This window comes from Streptomyces sp. SID14436 (assembly GCF_010548465.1).
Classification (GTDB): Bacteria; Actinomycetota; Actinomycetes; order Streptomycetales; family Streptomycetaceae; genus Streptomyces.
Genome location: NZ_JAAGMD010000579.1, coordinates 1 through 14,208 on the forward strand (window position 1 = coordinate 1; position 14,208 = coordinate 14,208).

At 72.8% G+C, this 14,208-nt stretch carries 11 protein-coding genes; 3 read left to right on the forward strand and 8 right to left on the reverse strand.

The genetic code is table 11. The features are described 5' to 3' along the window. Positions 1–130: 130 nt before the first annotated feature. Both G3I53_RS20200 and G3I53_RS20205 read right to left on the reverse strand, forming a co-directional pair. Positions 131–997: an acyl-CoA thioesterase II gene (locus G3I53_RS20200; RefSeq protein ID WP_164335556.1), complete on the reverse strand. Its 867-nt coding sequence runs from the start codon at positions 995–997 to the stop codon at positions 131–133. A 19-nt stretch (positions 998–1,016) separates the two neighbouring features. Next, positions 1,017–3,530 (reverse strand): DEAD/DEAH box helicase, encoded by a 2,514-nt coding sequence (locus tag G3I53_RS20205; RefSeq protein WP_164335554.1) that lies wholly within the window; start codon positions 3,528–3,530, stop codon positions 1,017–1,019. A gap of 145 nt (positions 3,531–3,675) precedes the next feature. Here G3I53_RS20205 and G3I53_RS20210 point away from each other — a divergent pair, with 145 nt between their 5' ends. After that, complete coding sequence (locus tag G3I53_RS20210) at positions 3,676–4,470, forward strand: metal-dependent hydrolase (protein WP_164335552.1); 795 nt, start codon at positions 3,676–3,678, stop codon at positions 4,468–4,470. A 50-nt stretch (positions 4,471–4,520) separates the two neighbouring features. On the opposite strand, the gene G3I53_RS20215 is transcribed toward G3I53_RS20210, so the two are convergent. The 5 genes from G3I53_RS20215 to G3I53_RS20235 form a co-directional block, all read right to left on the reverse strand. Next, positions 4,521–4,775 (reverse strand): type B 50S ribosomal protein L31, encoded by a 255-nt coding sequence (locus G3I53_RS20215; protein WP_164335550.1) that lies wholly within the window; start codon positions 4,773–4,775, stop codon positions 4,521–4,523. Positions 4,776–4,858: 83 nt separating this feature from the next. Further along, positions 4,859–5,329, reverse strand: coding sequence for a DUF5709 domain-containing protein (locus G3I53_RS20220; RefSeq protein ID WP_164335548.1), 471 nt, complete (start codon positions 5,327–5,329; stop codon positions 4,859–4,861). Between the two features lie 406 nt (positions 5,330–5,735). Further along, entirely contained in the window at positions 5,736–7,517 is a 1,782-nt protein-coding gene (locus G3I53_RS20225; protein WP_164332498.1) for an ABC transporter ATP-binding protein, read from the reverse strand. Further along, the gene (locus G3I53_RS20230) at positions 7,514–9,529 is read right to left on the reverse strand and encodes an ABC transporter ATP-binding protein (RefSeq protein ID WP_239064000.1); all 2,016 of its coding nucleotides are present in this window, start codon (positions 9,527–9,529) and stop codon (positions 7,514–7,516) included. Before G3I53_RS20230 ends, G3I53_RS20225 begins: the two co-directional genes overlap by 4 nt. A gap of 311 nt (positions 9,530–9,840) precedes the next feature. Further along, positions 9,841–10,305: a MarR family transcriptional regulator gene (locus G3I53_RS20235; protein WP_164332497.1), complete on the reverse strand. Its 465-nt coding sequence runs from the start codon at positions 10,303–10,305 to the stop codon at positions 9,841–9,843. A gap of 109 nt (positions 10,306–10,414) precedes the next feature. Here G3I53_RS20235 and G3I53_RS20240 point away from each other — a divergent pair, with 109 nt between their 5' ends. Continuing rightward, positions 10,415–12,217: an ABC transporter ATP-binding protein gene (locus G3I53_RS20240; RefSeq protein ID WP_164332496.1), complete on the forward strand. Its 1,803-nt coding sequence runs from the start codon at positions 10,415–10,417 to the stop codon at positions 12,215–12,217. 43 nt (positions 12,218–12,260) lie between these two features. Beyond that, positions 12,261–13,106 carry an endolytic transglycosylase MltG gene (gene mltG / locus G3I53_RS20245; protein ID WP_164332495.1) on the forward strand — a complete coding sequence of 282 codons (846 nt, stop codon included), beginning with the start codon at positions 12,261–12,263 and terminating at the stop codon, positions 13,104–13,106. A gap of 24 nt (positions 13,107–13,130) precedes the next feature. Here the strand turns inward: mltG and G3I53_RS20250 are convergent, their stop codons facing one another. Continuing rightward, positions 13,131–14,207 carry an NAD(P)-binding domain-containing protein gene (locus G3I53_RS20250; protein ID WP_343240654.1) on the reverse strand — a complete coding sequence of 359 codons (1,077 nt, stop codon included), beginning with the start codon at positions 14,205–14,207 and terminating at the stop codon, positions 13,131–13,133. Position 14,208 lies beyond the last annotated feature (1 nt).

The window sequence follows — 14,208 nt, forward strand, 5'->3', positions numbered from 1 at the left end:
GATCGCCCTCCCGGCTGCGCCGCCTGCTCCGCCGCCGGCGCCGGACACCGGCCGGCTGACGCCCGGACCAGCCCCTCGGCAGGCCCGAACGGCTCCCGCCGGGCGCCGAAGCCGCTGGCCAACGCCAGACCTACAGCGCCCGGAACAACCCTTCCTGGACGACCGACACCAGCAGCCGTCCCGCGCGGTCGTAGATCCGGCCCCGGGCCAGACCCCGCCCGCCCGTGGCCACCGGTGACTCCTGGTCGTACAGGAACCACTCGTCCGCGCGGAACGGACGGTGGAACCACATCGCGTGGTCCAGCGACGCCATGTCGAAACCGCGCGGCCCCCACAGCGGCTCGACGGGGATCCGCACGGCGTCCAGGAGCGTCATGTCGCTGGCGTACGTCAGGGCGCAGGTGTGCACCAGCGGGTCGTCGCCGAGCGGACCGACCGCCCGCATCCACACCGCGCTGCGCGGCTCAGCGCCCTTGACCTCGTCCGGGTCCCAGCGCAACCGGTCCACGTACCGGATGTCGAAGGGCTGGCGACGGGCCATCCGCTCCAACTGCTCCGGCAGCTCACCCAGATGCTCGCGGAGTTCGTCCGCCAGTGTCGGCAGCGACTCCGGCTCGGGGAGCTCGCAGGAGGGCGGCACCTGATGTTCGAAGGCAGCCGGCTCCGGCCGGTGGAAGGAGGCGGTGAGATTGAAGATCGTCCGGCCCTGCTGGACCGCGGTGACCCGGCGGGTGGTGAACGACCGTCCGTCCCGCACCCGTTCCACCTGGTACACGATCGGCACCCCCGGCCGGCCCGGCCGCAGGAAGTACGCGTGCAGCGAGTGCACGGGGCGGTCCCCGTCGGTGGTGCGGCCCGCGGCGACCATCGCCTGCCCCGCCACCTGGCCGCCGAAGACGCGCTGCAGCGACTCCTGCGGACTGCGCCCGCGGAAGATGTTGACCTCGATCTGCTCCAGGTCGAGCAGGGCAACGAGGCTGTCGGCCGGATTCGTCATGGGTGGTCTGCTCCCGCGGTCACAGCCGGCCGACGTCGGTGACCCGCACGATCGCGCGGCCCTCCGCGTCGGAGGCGGCCAGGTCGACCTCGGCGCTGATGCCCCAGTCGTGGTCGCCGTTCGGGTCGTCGAAGATCTGCCGGATCCGCCACAGCCCGTGCTGCGGCTCCTCCTCGATGAGCAGCAGCTTGGGGCCGCGCGCGTCGGGACCGGTGCCGAGCTCCTCGTACTCGTCCCAGTACTTGTCCATCGCCTCGCCCCACGCGTCGGCGTCCCAGCCCGACTCGGCGTCCAGCTCGCCCAACTCGTCCACCCGGTCCAGCGCGGCGAGCTCCACCCGGCGGAACATCGCGTTGCGCACCAGCACCCTGAAGGCCCGCGCGTTCGCCGTGACGGGCTTGACCTGGTCGGCCTTCTCCTGGGCCTCCTCGGAGGTCATCTCCTCCGGATTGGCCAGTTGCTCCCACTCGTCAAGCAGACTGGAGTCCACCTGGCGCACCATCTCGCCCAGCCAGGCGATCAGATCCTGCAGATCCTCCGACTTGAGGTCGTCCGGCACGGTGTGGTCCAGCGCCTTGTAGGCACTGGCGAGATAGCGCAGCACGATGCCCTCGGTGCGGGCCAGTTCGTAGTGCGCGACCAACTCGGTGAAGGACAGCGCCCGTTCGTACATGTCGCGGACCACGGACTTCGGCGACAGCGGATGGTCGCCGACCCAGGGGTGACTCTTGCGGTACGTGTTGTAGGCGTGGAAGAGCAGCTCCTCCAGCGGCTTCGGGTACGTGATGTCCTGGAGGCGCTCCATGCGCTCCTCGTACTCGACGCCGTCCGCCTTCATCGCGGCGACGGCCTCCCCGCGGGCCTTGTTCTGCTGGGCGGCGAGGATCTGCCGGGGATCGTCCAGCGTCGACTCCACCACCGACACCATGTCCAGGGCGTAGGACGGCGACTCGGGGTCGAGCAGTTCGAACGCGGCCAGCGCGAACGTGGACAGCGGCTGGTTCAGCGCGAAGTCCTGCTGGAGATCGACGGTCAGGCGGACGATGCGGCCCTCGGGGTCCGGCGTGTCCAGCTTCTCGACGATGCCGCCGTCCAGCAGCGAACGGTAGATGGCGATGGCCCGCCGGATGTGCCTGAGCTGCTGCTTGCGCGGCTCGTGGTTGTCCTCCAGCAGCCGGCGCATCGCCTCGAAGGCGTTGCCGGGCCGGGCGATCACCGACAGCAGCATCGTGTGCGTGACGCGGAAGCGGGAGGTCAGCGGCTCCGGTTCGGAACCGATGAGCTTCTCGAAGGTCTGCTCCGACCACGCCACGAAACCCTCGGGCGCCTTCTTGCGCACCACCTTGCGGCGCTTCTTCGGGTCGTCGCCCGCCTTGGCCAGCGCCTTCTCGTTCTCGACGACGTGCTCGGGAGCCTGGGCGACGACGAACCCCTCGGTGTCGAAGCCGGCGCGTCCGGCACGGCCCGCGATCTGGTGGAACTCCCGCGCCCGCAGGGTCCGCACCCGGCTGCCGTCGTACTTCGTCAGCGCGGTGAACAGCACCGTGCGGATGGGCACGTTGACACCCACGCCGAGCGTGTCCGTACCGCAGATCACCTTCAGCAGCCCGGCCTGCGCCAGCTTCTCCACCAGCCGCCGGTACTTGGGCAGCATGCCGGCGTGATGCACCCCGATGCCGTGCCGGACGTACCGCGACAGGTTGCGGCCGAAGCGGGTGGTGAAGCGGAAGTTGCCGATCAGGTCGGCGATCTTGTCCTTCTCCTCGCGGGTGCACATGTTGATGCTCATCAGCGCCTGCGCCCGTTCCACCGCCTGTGCCTGGGTGAAGTGCACGATGTAGACCGGCGCCTGCCGGGCGGCCAGCAGGTCGGTCAGCGTCTCCGTGAGCGGCGTGTACCGGTACTCGTAGGACAGCGGCACCGGCCGCGTCGCCGACCGGACCACCGCGGTGGGGCGGCCGGTACGGCGGGTGAGGTCCTTCTCGAAGAAGGAGACGTCACCGAGCGTCGCCGACATCAGCACGAACTGTGCCTGCGGCAGCTCCAGCAGCGGGATCTGCCAGGCCCAGCCGCGGTCCGGCTCGGCGTAGAAGTGGAACTCGTCCATGACGACCTGGCCGACGTCCGCGTCCTTGCCGTCGCGCAGCGCGATCGAGGCGAGGACCTCGGCGGTGCAGCAGATGACCGGCGCGTCCGCGTTCACGGACGCGTCGCCGGTCAGCATGCCCACGTTCTCCGTGCCGAAGATCTTGCACAGTTCGAAGAACTTCTCCGACACCAGCGCTTTGATCGGCGCCGTGTAGAAGGTCACCTCGTCCCGTGCCAGAGCGGCGAAGTGCGCGGCCGCCGCGATCATGCTCTTGCCGGATCCGGTGGGCGTCGAGACGATCACGTTCGCCCCGGAGACCACCTCGATCAGTGCCTCCTCCTGGTGGGAGTAGAGCGTGAGACCGCGTTCGACGGCCCACGACTCGAAGGCTTCGTACAGGGCGTCGGGGTCGGCGGTCGTCGGCAGCTGATCGATGAGGGTCACGCACCCATCTTGCCTGCCCGGTCACCCGATGCGGGAATCGGATGTGGGGCCGAAGATCGCGAACGCTACGCTGTGTCGCCGACGGAGCGTCAACGCACCGGGTCAACCGGGCGGCAGTGCACAAGAAATGGGGCGGGCCACGGCGATGATGGGACCAGCACACTCACTGTCGGGCGCCGCCGCCTGGCTCGGCGTCGGCGCGGCCACTGCCGCGGCCGGTCAGCCCATGCCCTGGCCGGTCCTCCTGGCCGGCGCGCTGATCTGCGCGGGAGCCGCGCTCGCCCCCGACCTGGACCACAAGGCGGCCACCATCTCGCGCGCCTTCGGACCGCTGTCCCGGTGGCTCTGCGAGATCGTCGACAAACTGTCCTGCGCCGTCTACAAGGCGACAAAGAAACAAGGCGACCCCCGTCGCAGCGGTGGGCACCGCACCCTCACCCACACCTGGCTGTGGGCCGTCCTGATCGGCACCGGCACCTCCGCGCTGGCGATCACCGGTGGCCGCTGGGCGGTGCTGGCCATCCTGTTCGTGCACATGGTGCTCGCCATCGAGGGCCTGCTGTGGCGGGCCACCCGCGGCTCCAGCAGCGACGTCCTGGTGTGGCTGCTGGCGGCGACCAGCGCGTGGATCATCGCCGGCATCCTCGACCAGCCGGGCAACGGGGCCGGCTGGCTGTTCTCCGCGCCGGGCCAGGAGTACCTGTGGCTCGGCCTGCCGATCGTGCTGGGCGCGCTGGTCCACGACATCGGGGACGCGCTGACCGTCTCGGGCTGCCCGATCCTGTGGCCCATACCGGTGGGCCGCAGACGCTGGTACCCGGTCGGCCCGCCGAAGGCGCTCCGGTTCCGGGCCGGCAGCTGGGTGGAGCTGAAGGTGCTGATGCCCGCCTTCATGCTGCTCGGCGGCGTGGGCTGCGCGGCGGCGCTCAACGTCATCTGACGGCCGCGGGCCCGCCCCGCGCGGCGGGCGGGCCCCGGGGTGCGGTCCGGTCAGCCGGTGCCCTCACCGCCGTAGCGGCGCTCGAAGCGGGCGATGCGCCCCTCCGTGTCCACCGTCCGGGCCTTGCCGGTGTAGAAGGGGTGGCTCTCCGAGGAGATCTCCACGTCCACCACCGGATAGGTCTCGCCGTCGTCCCAGTCGATGGTCTGTTCGCTGGTCGCGGTGGACCGGGTCAGGAAGGCGTATCCGGCGGCCCGGTCGCGGAAGACGACGGGGTGGTAGTCGGGGTGCTTGTCCTGCTGCATGAATGCTCCTCGGGTCCTCGGGCGACTCGGACAGGCGCGGGGCCTGGGCAGGTGCAGAGCGGGGGGCAGGGCGGAGACGGGGATCAGCCGGGCAGGGCGTCCTCGTCCACGACATGCATGGCGGCCTCCTCGGCGGAGGCGGCCGCGCCGTCGATGCCGACGTCCGTGGCGACCAGGGCCTCCTCCTCGTCCTCGTGGGCCCCCTCGTCGGGGGCCACCAGACGGCCGGAGCGGACCGCGCCGACCTCGTTGTCCAGGAGTTCCCCGTCGCTGCCCTCGCAGTCCCCGAGACCGTCGCCGTCGGGCGCGGCCGGCTCCGGCAGCTCCTCGGCGAGCCGCTGGTCCAGGGTCTCGCCCCGACGGCGTTCGGCCGCCGTCACGCCGGGGTGTTCCACGGCCCAGGGCCGCTCGGGCGGGGACCAGCCGCGGTCGAGGGGGTCGTCGACACCGTCGTTGTCCAGGGTGTCCTCGGCATCGAGCAGTCCGGCGTCGTCCTGAATGTCGGACGCGTCCGGCTGGTAGACGTCGTCTCCCCATCCGTCGGCGCTGTTCACGGGTACCTCCAGGGGGTGGGGACGGGCCGCCCGCGTTCCCGCCGCGGCCCGCACCGGACCGCCCTTGTACGGGACACCGGCGCCACCCGTCCCCGTCCGCCGGGGACCCGGGTGTTCCCCGAGCCGGTGCCTGACTCCAGCCTTCCACCCCGCTTCGGGACCGCGCAACGCCACGGCACCCCTCCACCGCCGGCCCCGCCCGGCGCCCGCCGGCTCCGGCAGGGACCACCGCCCGCGCCAGGAGGCGGCCGGGCCCGGGCCACGCGGCCGGGGTGCCAAGGGGGTGCGGTCCTCTCCCGGAGCCGCACCGCCATGGGGCGGGGCTCCGTCCCGACGCCGCACCGTCCGCCCTGCCGTCCGCGCGGGACACGGGCCCCGGTGCAGCAAGCAGCCCCACCCCCCCGGGTCAGCCGTGCCAGGACCGCCACAGGGCCGCGTACGCGCCGTCCGCCGCGACCAGCTCGTCGTGGCTGCCGAGCTCAGTGATGCGGCCGTCCTCCACGACGGCGATGACGTCCGCGTCGTGGGCGGTGTGCAGGCGGTGCGCGATGGCCACCACCGTGCGCCCGTCCAGGACCCGGGACAGGGACCGCTCGAGGTGGCGCGCCGCCCGCGGGTCCAGCAGCGACGTCGCCTCGTCCAGCACCAGGGTGTGCGGGTCGGCCAGTACCAGCCGGGCGAGGGCGATCTGCTGGGCCTGGGCCGGGGTGAGCGCCAGTCCGCCCGAGCCGACCTCGGTGTCAAGGCCGTCGTCCAGCGCGCGGGCCCAGCCGTCCGCGTCCACCGCGCCGAGGGCCGCCCACAGCTCGGCGTCCCCGGCGTCCGCGCGGGCGAGTCGCAGGTTGTCGCGCAGCGAGCCCACGAAGACGTGGTGTTCCTGGTTGACGAGGGCCACGTGGGTGCGGACCCGCTCGGCGGTCATCCGGGCCAGCTCCGCGCTGCCGAGGGTGACCCGGCCGTCCCGGGGCGCGTAGATCCCGGCCAGCAGCCGGCCGAGGGTGGACTTGCCCGCGCCCGAGGGACCGACCAGCGCCAGCCTGGTGCCGGGCGGGACCTCCAGGGAGACCTTGCGGAGCACGTCGACGCCCTCCCGGTACCCGAAACGCACCCGGTCCGCGCGGACGTGGCGTCCTTCGGGGGTGAGCTCCGCGTCCCCCGCGTCCGGCTCGATGTCCCGTACACCCACCAGCCGGGCCAGCGACACCTGGGCCACCTGCAGTTCGTCGTACCACCTGAGGATCAGGCCGACCGGATCCACCAGCATCTGGGCGATCAGCGCGCCCGTCGTCAGCTGGCCGACGCCGATCCAGCCGTGCAGGACGAACACCCCGCCGATCATCAGGACGGACGTGAGCACGGTGACATGGGTCAGACTGACCACCGGGAAGAGCACCGACCGCAGCCAGAGCGTGTAGCGCTCCCAGGCCGTCCATTCCCGCACCCGCTGGTCCGACAGCGCGACGCGCCGCTCGCCGAGGCGGTGCGCCTCGACGGTCCGTCCCGCGTCCACGGTCTCGGTGAGTGCCGCGGCGACGGCCGCGTACCCGGCGGCCTCGGACCGGTAGGCGGCCGGTGCCCGCCGGAAGTACCAGCGGCAGCCGGCCACCAGCAGCGGCACGGCCACCAGGACGGCCGGCGCGAGTGCGGGAGCCGTGGCGACCAGGCCGCCGAGCAGCAGCACCGCCCACACCACGCCGATCGTCAGCTGCGGCACGGCCTCGCGCATCGCGTTGCCGAGCCGGTCGATGTCGGTGGTGATCCGGGACAGCAGGTCACCGGTCCCGGCCCGCTCCAGCACGCCGGGCGGCAGTCCGACCGACCGCACCAGGAAGTCCTCGCGCAGATCGGCCAGCATCCGCTCGCCGAGCATCGCCCCGCGCAGCCGGACCTGCCGGACGAACACCGCCTGGACCAGCAGCGCGATCACGAACAGCGTGGCGGTGAGTTCCAGATGCAGGTCCCGGGCCCGGTCCGGGACCCGTTCCACCAGGCCGCCCAGCAGGTAGGGGCCGACCATGGAGGCGAGGACGGCGACCGTGTTCACCGTGACGAGCAGGACGAAGGCCCGCCGGTGCCGGCGCAGCAGCTCGCCCACGTAGGCGCGGACGGTCGTCGGGGACCCCACCGGCAGGGTGCCCGCCGTGGTCGGGGCCGCCGGGTCGTAGGCGGGCGGGGCCACGCCGATCATGCCGTCTCCTCGATCTCTTCCCGTCGCGGCAGGACATCGTCTTCTTCTCGTCGCGGCACGACGTCGTCCCCGCGGGGCACCGGCCGCCGCGGCCCGCCGATCGCCTCCGCGCGCCGCGCTCCGCCGCTGTCCTCCGCACGGACGGTCCCGGCACCCGGGGCCGTCGCACAGCCGGCCTCCACGCTCCCGGCCTCTACGCTCCCGGCCTGCGCGCCCTCGGCCCGCACACCCCGGGCACCGACGGCGCCGACGGCACCGACGGCACCGACGGCGTCGACACCGTCCTCCGTCTCCCGTGTGACCACGGCCCGGTACCGGGGCTCCGTGCTCAGCAGCTCGCGGTGGCCGCCGGTGGCGACGACGGTCCCGTCGTGCAGGAACACCACCCGGTCCGCGCGGTCCAGCAGCAGCGGGGACGAGGTGAACACGACCGTGGTGCGCCCCGACCGCACCTGGCGCACGCCCCGGGCGACCCGGGCCTCGGTGTGCGAGTCGACGGCCGACGTCGGCTCGTCCAGGACGAGCACCTCGGGGTCGGTGACCAGCGACCGGGCCAGCGCGAGCCGCTGGCGCTGGCCGCCCGACAGGGACCGTCCGCGCTCGGTGATCCGGGCGTCCATCGGGTCCTCGACGGCCGCCGAGCCCTGCACCAGGGCCGCCAGCACGTCCGCGCACTGCGCCGCCTCCAGCGCGGCGGCCGGTTCGGTCCGGCCGGAGCCCGGCACGTCGAGCAGTTCCCGCAGGGTGCCGGACAGCAGCACCGGGTCCTTGTCCTGGACCAGGACGGCGGCCCGCGCGCAGTCCAGCGGCAGTTCGTCCAGGGGCACCCCGCCGAGCAGCACCGAGGCACCCTCGGACGCGGCGTGCCCGCCCAGCCGTTCGGCCAGCCGTCCCGCCGCGTCCGGGTCCCCGCACACCACGGCCGTCAGCCGGCCCGCGGGGGCGAGCAGCCCGCTGTGCGGGTCGTACAGGTCGCCTGAGGGGCGGACCGCGGGCCGCGATCCCGCGGTGTCGGTCGGCCGTTCGAGTGACAAAACCCGCGCGGCACGCGTGGCCGAGGGCCGTGAGAAGGAGTACGCCATGGCGATCTCCTCGAAGTGCCGGATCGGATACGTCAGCAGCATCACCGAGCTGTACACGGTGATCAGTTCACCGACGGTGATGCGCCCCTGGCGGGCCAGGTGGACGCCGTACACGACGACGGCGATCAGCAGCAGGCCGGGCAGCAGCACCTGGACGGCCGCGATCAGCGCCCACATCCGGGCACTGCGCACGGCGGCGTGCCGGACCTCCTGGGAGGCGCGGCGGTAGCGGTCGAGGAACAGCTCCTCACCGCCGATGCCGCGCAGGACGCGCAGGCCGGCCACGGTGTCGGAGGCCAGCTCGGTGGCCCGGCCGGACTTCTCGCGCTGGATGTCGGCCCGCCGGGTGGCCGGGGGCAGCAGCGGCAGGACCGCCAGCGCCATGACCGGCAGCCCGACGGCGACGACGACACCGAGCGCCGGCTGGTGGACGACCAGCCCGGCACAGACCGCCACGATGGTGACCGCCGCCGCGGTGAACCGGGACAGGGCCTCCACGAACCAGCCGATCTTCTCGACGTCGCTCGTGGAAACCGCCACCACTTCGCCGGCCGCGACGCGCCGGGTCAGGGCGGAGCCGAGCAGGGCGGTCCGGCGGGCCAGCAGTTGCTGGACGCGGGCGGCGGCGGTGATCCAGTTGGTGACGGCGGCCCGGTGCAGCAGGGTGTCGCCGACCGCCAGACCGGCCCCGGCCAGCGCCAGCAGACCGCCGGCCAGGGCGAGTCGGGTGCCGGACCGGTCGACGGCGGCCTGCACGGCGATGCCGACTCCGAACGGCAGGGACGCCACGGCGACGAAGTGCGCCAGTCCCCAGGCCAGGGCCTTCAGCTGCCCGGCCAGTTGGCTGCGGAAGAGCCACCACAGGAAGCGGGGGCCCGACCGCGCGTCCGGCACACCCGGATCGGAAAACGGAAGGTCTTGGATCTGCATGACGTCGTCGCGGCTCGTCTCGGGGCGGTCGGTTCGGCGGCGGGCCGCACGCGGCGGCACGCGGCGCACGTGCGGGCAGGGGGCGCGCGCCGTCCCGAGGACGGCGGGCAGCAAACCGTGACAGGCTGACCCCGCAGCGTGTACGAAAGCAAGCGGTTTTCCGCGTCGGCCGTCCGGAACCGGCGGGCCCTGCAGCTCCCCCCGGAGGTGCCGGCCGATCCCGCCGGAGGTGCCGGCCGATCCCCCGGAGCTGACGACCGATCCCCCAGAGGTGCCGGCCGATCACCCCCGCGGTGACGGCGCCGAGGCGGTCAGCCCACGGTGTGGCGGCAGGGCGGGGAGACGGCCCCGTCGACCAGGGTGTCCAGCAACTGTCCGAGGACCGCGCGCTGTTCGTCCTCCAGCGGTGCGAGGATCTCCTCGGCGGCGGCCCGGCGCGCGGCGTGCAGTTCGCGCAGCGCGGCCCGGCCGGCGTCCGTGAGCTCGATGCGGATCACCCGGCGATTGGCCGGATCCGGTACCCGTCGCACCGTGCCGCCCGCCTCCAGCCCGTCGACCAGCGTCGTCACCGCCCGGGGCACCACTTCCAGGCGCTCCGCCAGATCGGCCATCCGCGGCGGCGACGGGTAGTGGGCGAGCGTCCGCAGCAGCCGGGACTGGGCCGGGGTGATGCCGAGCTCGCGCCGCTCCAGATGGTGTTTCTGGATGCGGTGGACCCGGCGGGTGAGCCGCAGCAACTGCTCGGCCAGCTGGCCGTCGGGGTCGGGGGAGGTCATACGGGAACATTATCAGGATGCCGTTCATTGTGAATACAGGTAACAATGAGCGGGGTTCCGACGTGTGCCGCGGGACCGCCATCCTCCCGAGGAGACGTAGAAGGAGACCATGTACCCCGACCGCCAGCCCGCCTGGACCCCGCCCGCCGACGGCGGGCAGCAGCCCCGGCAGGTGCGCCGCATCCTGCGGTTGTTCCGGCCCTACCGGGGCCGCCTCGCCGTCGTCGGCCTGCTGGTCGGGGCGGCGTCGCTGGTCTCGGTAGCCACCCCGTTCCTGCTGAAGGCGATCCTCGACGTGGCCCTCCCGCAGGGCCGCACCGGACTGCTCAGCCTGCTCGCCCTCGGCATGATCCTCGGCGCCGTCCTCACCAGCGTCTTCGGAGTCCTGCAGACGCTGATCTCCACGACGGTCGGTCAGCGGGTCATGCATGACCTGCGGACGGCCGTCTACGGGCGGCTCCAGCGGATGTCGCTCGCCTTCTTCACCCGCACCCGCACCGGCGAGGTCCAGTCCCGCATCGCCAACGACATCGGCGGCATGCAGGCCACCGTGACGTCCACCGCCACCTCGCTGGTGTCCAATGTGACCAGCGTGGTCGCCACCGTCGTCGCGATGCTCGCGCTCGACTGGCGGCTGACCGTGGTCACCCTGGTGCTGCTGCCGGTGTTCGTGTGGATCAGCCGCCGGGTCGGCGACGAACGCAGGAAGATCACCACGCGGCGTCAGAAGCAGATGGCGGCGATGGCCGCCACGGTCACCGAGTCGCTCTCCGTCAGCGGCATCCTGCTCGGCCGCACGATGGGCCGTTCCGACTCCCTGACCCGGGCCTTCTCGGACGAGTCCGAGCGGCTCGTGGACCTCGAGGTGCGGTCGAACATGGCGGGCCGCTGGCGCATGGCCGTCATCACGATCGTCATGGCCGCGATGCCCGCCGTCATCTACTGGACGGCGGGCATCGCCCTGCACACCGGCGGGCCGGAGGTCTCGATCGGCACCATCGTCGCGTTCGTCTCGCTCCAGCAGGGCCTGTTCCGGCCCGCCGTGAGCCTGCTGTCCACCGGCGTGCAGATCCAGACCTCGCTCGCGCTGTTCCAGCGCATCTTCGAGTACCTCGACCTCCCGGTCGACATCACCGAGCGCGAGGATCCGGTGCACCTCGACCGGATCAAGGGCGAGGTCCGCTTCGAGAACGTCACCTTCGGCTACGACGGCAAGGGCGGCCCGGTCCTCGACGGCATCGACATCACCGTCCCCGCGGGCTCCAGCCTCGCGGTCGTCGGCTCCACCGGGGCCGGCAAGTCCACGCTCGGCCACCTCGTGCCCCGTCTGTACGACGTGACCGGCGGCCGGGTCACACTCGACGGGGTGGATGTCCGCGACCTCGACTTCGACACCCTCGCCCGCGCGGTCGGCGTGGTCTCCCAGGAGACGTACCTCTTCCACGCCTCCGTCGCCGACAACCTCCGCTTCGCGAAGCCGGACGCCACCGACGAGGAGCTGTACGCGGCGGCGGAGGCCGCCCAGATCCACGACCACATCGCCGCCCTGCCCGACGGGTACGACACGGTCGTCGGTGAGCGCGGCCACCGGTTCTCCGGCGGTGAGAAGCAGCGTCTGGCGATCGCGCGCACCATCCTGCGCGACCCGCCCGTGCTGGTCCTCGACGAGGCCACCAGCGCCCTGGACACCCGCACCGAGGCCGCCGTGCAGAAGGCCATCGACGCGCTGTCGGCCAACCGCACCACGCTCACCATCGCCCACCGGCTGTCCACCGTCCGGGGCGCCGACCAGATCGTGGTGCTCGACGCCGGACGCGCCGTCGAGCGCGGCACCCACCGGGAACTGGTGGAGCGGGACGGGCGCTACGCGGCTCTGGTGCGCCGGGACGCCCAACTGGAGCCGACAAGATGACGATATGCCAGGTTTGCTGCGTTTCGCGGGTTACCGTGCCCGCATGCAGACGAACACTCCGCCACGGAGCACGATCCGACTGACGCGCCGAGGCCGTCTCGCCCTCGTCGTGACCGGGGCCGTCGTGGCCGGCACCGCCGTGGCGGTGCCGCTGCTGACGCTGGGCGACGACGGGGAGTCCCGGCCGAAGACGCTGGTGATCCCGGAGGGCCGGCGCGCGAGCCAGGTGTACGCGGCCGTCGACAAGGCCCTCGCCCTCCCCGCGGGGACGACCCGCAAGTCCCTGCCCAAGGCCGGCCTCAAACTGCCCCAGGAGGCCGAGGGCAACCCGGAGGGCTACCTCTTCCCGGCCACCTATCCGCTCGAGGACAAGGCCAGCCCCGAGAAGCTGCTGTCCGCGATGGTCGACGCCGCCAACAAGAAGTTCAACGGCGCCCCCGTCGCCGCCGGCGCGCAGCGCAACGAGATGAACGTCTACCAGGCGGTCACCATCGCCAGCATCGTCCAGGCCGAGGCGGACGACCCGGCCGACATGGGCAAGGTGGCCCGGGTGATCTTCAACCGGCTGGAGCGCGGCATGCCGCTCCAGATGGACTCCACCATCAACTACGCCCTCAACCGCTCCTCGCTGAGCACCACGGCGACCGACACCAAGATCGACAGTCCGTACAACTCGTACGAACGCATGGGTCTGCCGCCCCCCCCGATCGACAACCCCGGTGAGGCCGCGGTGCGCGCCGCGATCAACCCGACGCCCGGCGACTGGCTGTACTTCGTCACCGTCAAGCCGGGCGACACCCGCTTCACCGCCGACTTCCAGGAGCACCAGCGCAACGTCGCCGCGTTCAACGCCGAACAGAAGAAGGCCGCGGAGCAGAAGAAGAGCTGAGGGCGTGCGGTCGCCGGGCGGGCGTCAGGCCGCGACCGGTTCCTCCTCCAGCAGCCGCCGGATGTCCCGCACGGCCGCGCGCCCGGCCCGGTTGGCACCCACGGTGCTGGCCGACGGGCCGTAGCCGACCAGGTGGACGCGGGGATCGGCGACCGCCCGGGTCCCCTCCACCCGGATGCCGCCGCCCCGCTCCCGCAGCCGGAGCGGGGCGAGGTGCTCCACGGCCGGCCGGAAACCGGTCGCCCACAGGATCACGTCGGCGCTCACCTGCCGCCCGTCCGCCCACGCGACACCGTCCGGGGTGATGCGGTCGAACATGGGCTGCCGGTCCAGCACCCCGTCGGCGAGACCCTGCCGGATCGCGTCGTTGAGCGGCAGCCCCGTCACCGAGACGACACTGCGCGGCGGCAGCCCCTGACGCACCCGCTCCTCCACCAGCGCCACGGCGGCCCGCCCCGCCTCCTCGTCGAACGGGCCCTCCCGCCACACCGGCGGCCTGCGCGTCACCCACGTCGTCTCCGCCGCGAGCGGGGCGATCTCCAGCAGGTGCTGCGTACCGGAGGCGCCGCCGCCGACCACCACCACCCGCAGCCCCGCGAACGCCTCCGGCCCCGGGTACTGCGCGGTGTGCAGCTGCCGCCCCCGGAACGTCTCCTGCCCCGGGTAGCGCGGCCAGAACGGACGGTCCCAGGTCCCGGTGGCATTGATCAGCGCACGGGCCGACCAGTCGCCGTCCGACGTCTCCACCAGCAGCCGTCCACCGGTCCCCTCCCGCACGGCCCGGACGTCCACCGGGCGCCGCACCCGCAGGTCGAAGGCGCGCTCGTAGCGGTCGAAGTACTCGGTGATGACCTCGGAGGAGGGCCGCGCCGGATCCGCTTCCGTGAGCTCCATGCCCGGCAGCGCGTGCATCCCGTGCACCTTGCCGTACGTCAGCGAGGGCCACCGGAACTGCCAGGCCCCGCCGGGGCCGGGGGAGTGATCCAGCACCACGAAGTCGCGCCCCGGCTCGAAACCGGTGCGCCGCAGGTGGTAGGCGCTGGACAGCCCGGCCTGCCCGGCCCCGATGACGACTGCCTCGACCTCACGGATATCGTTCACA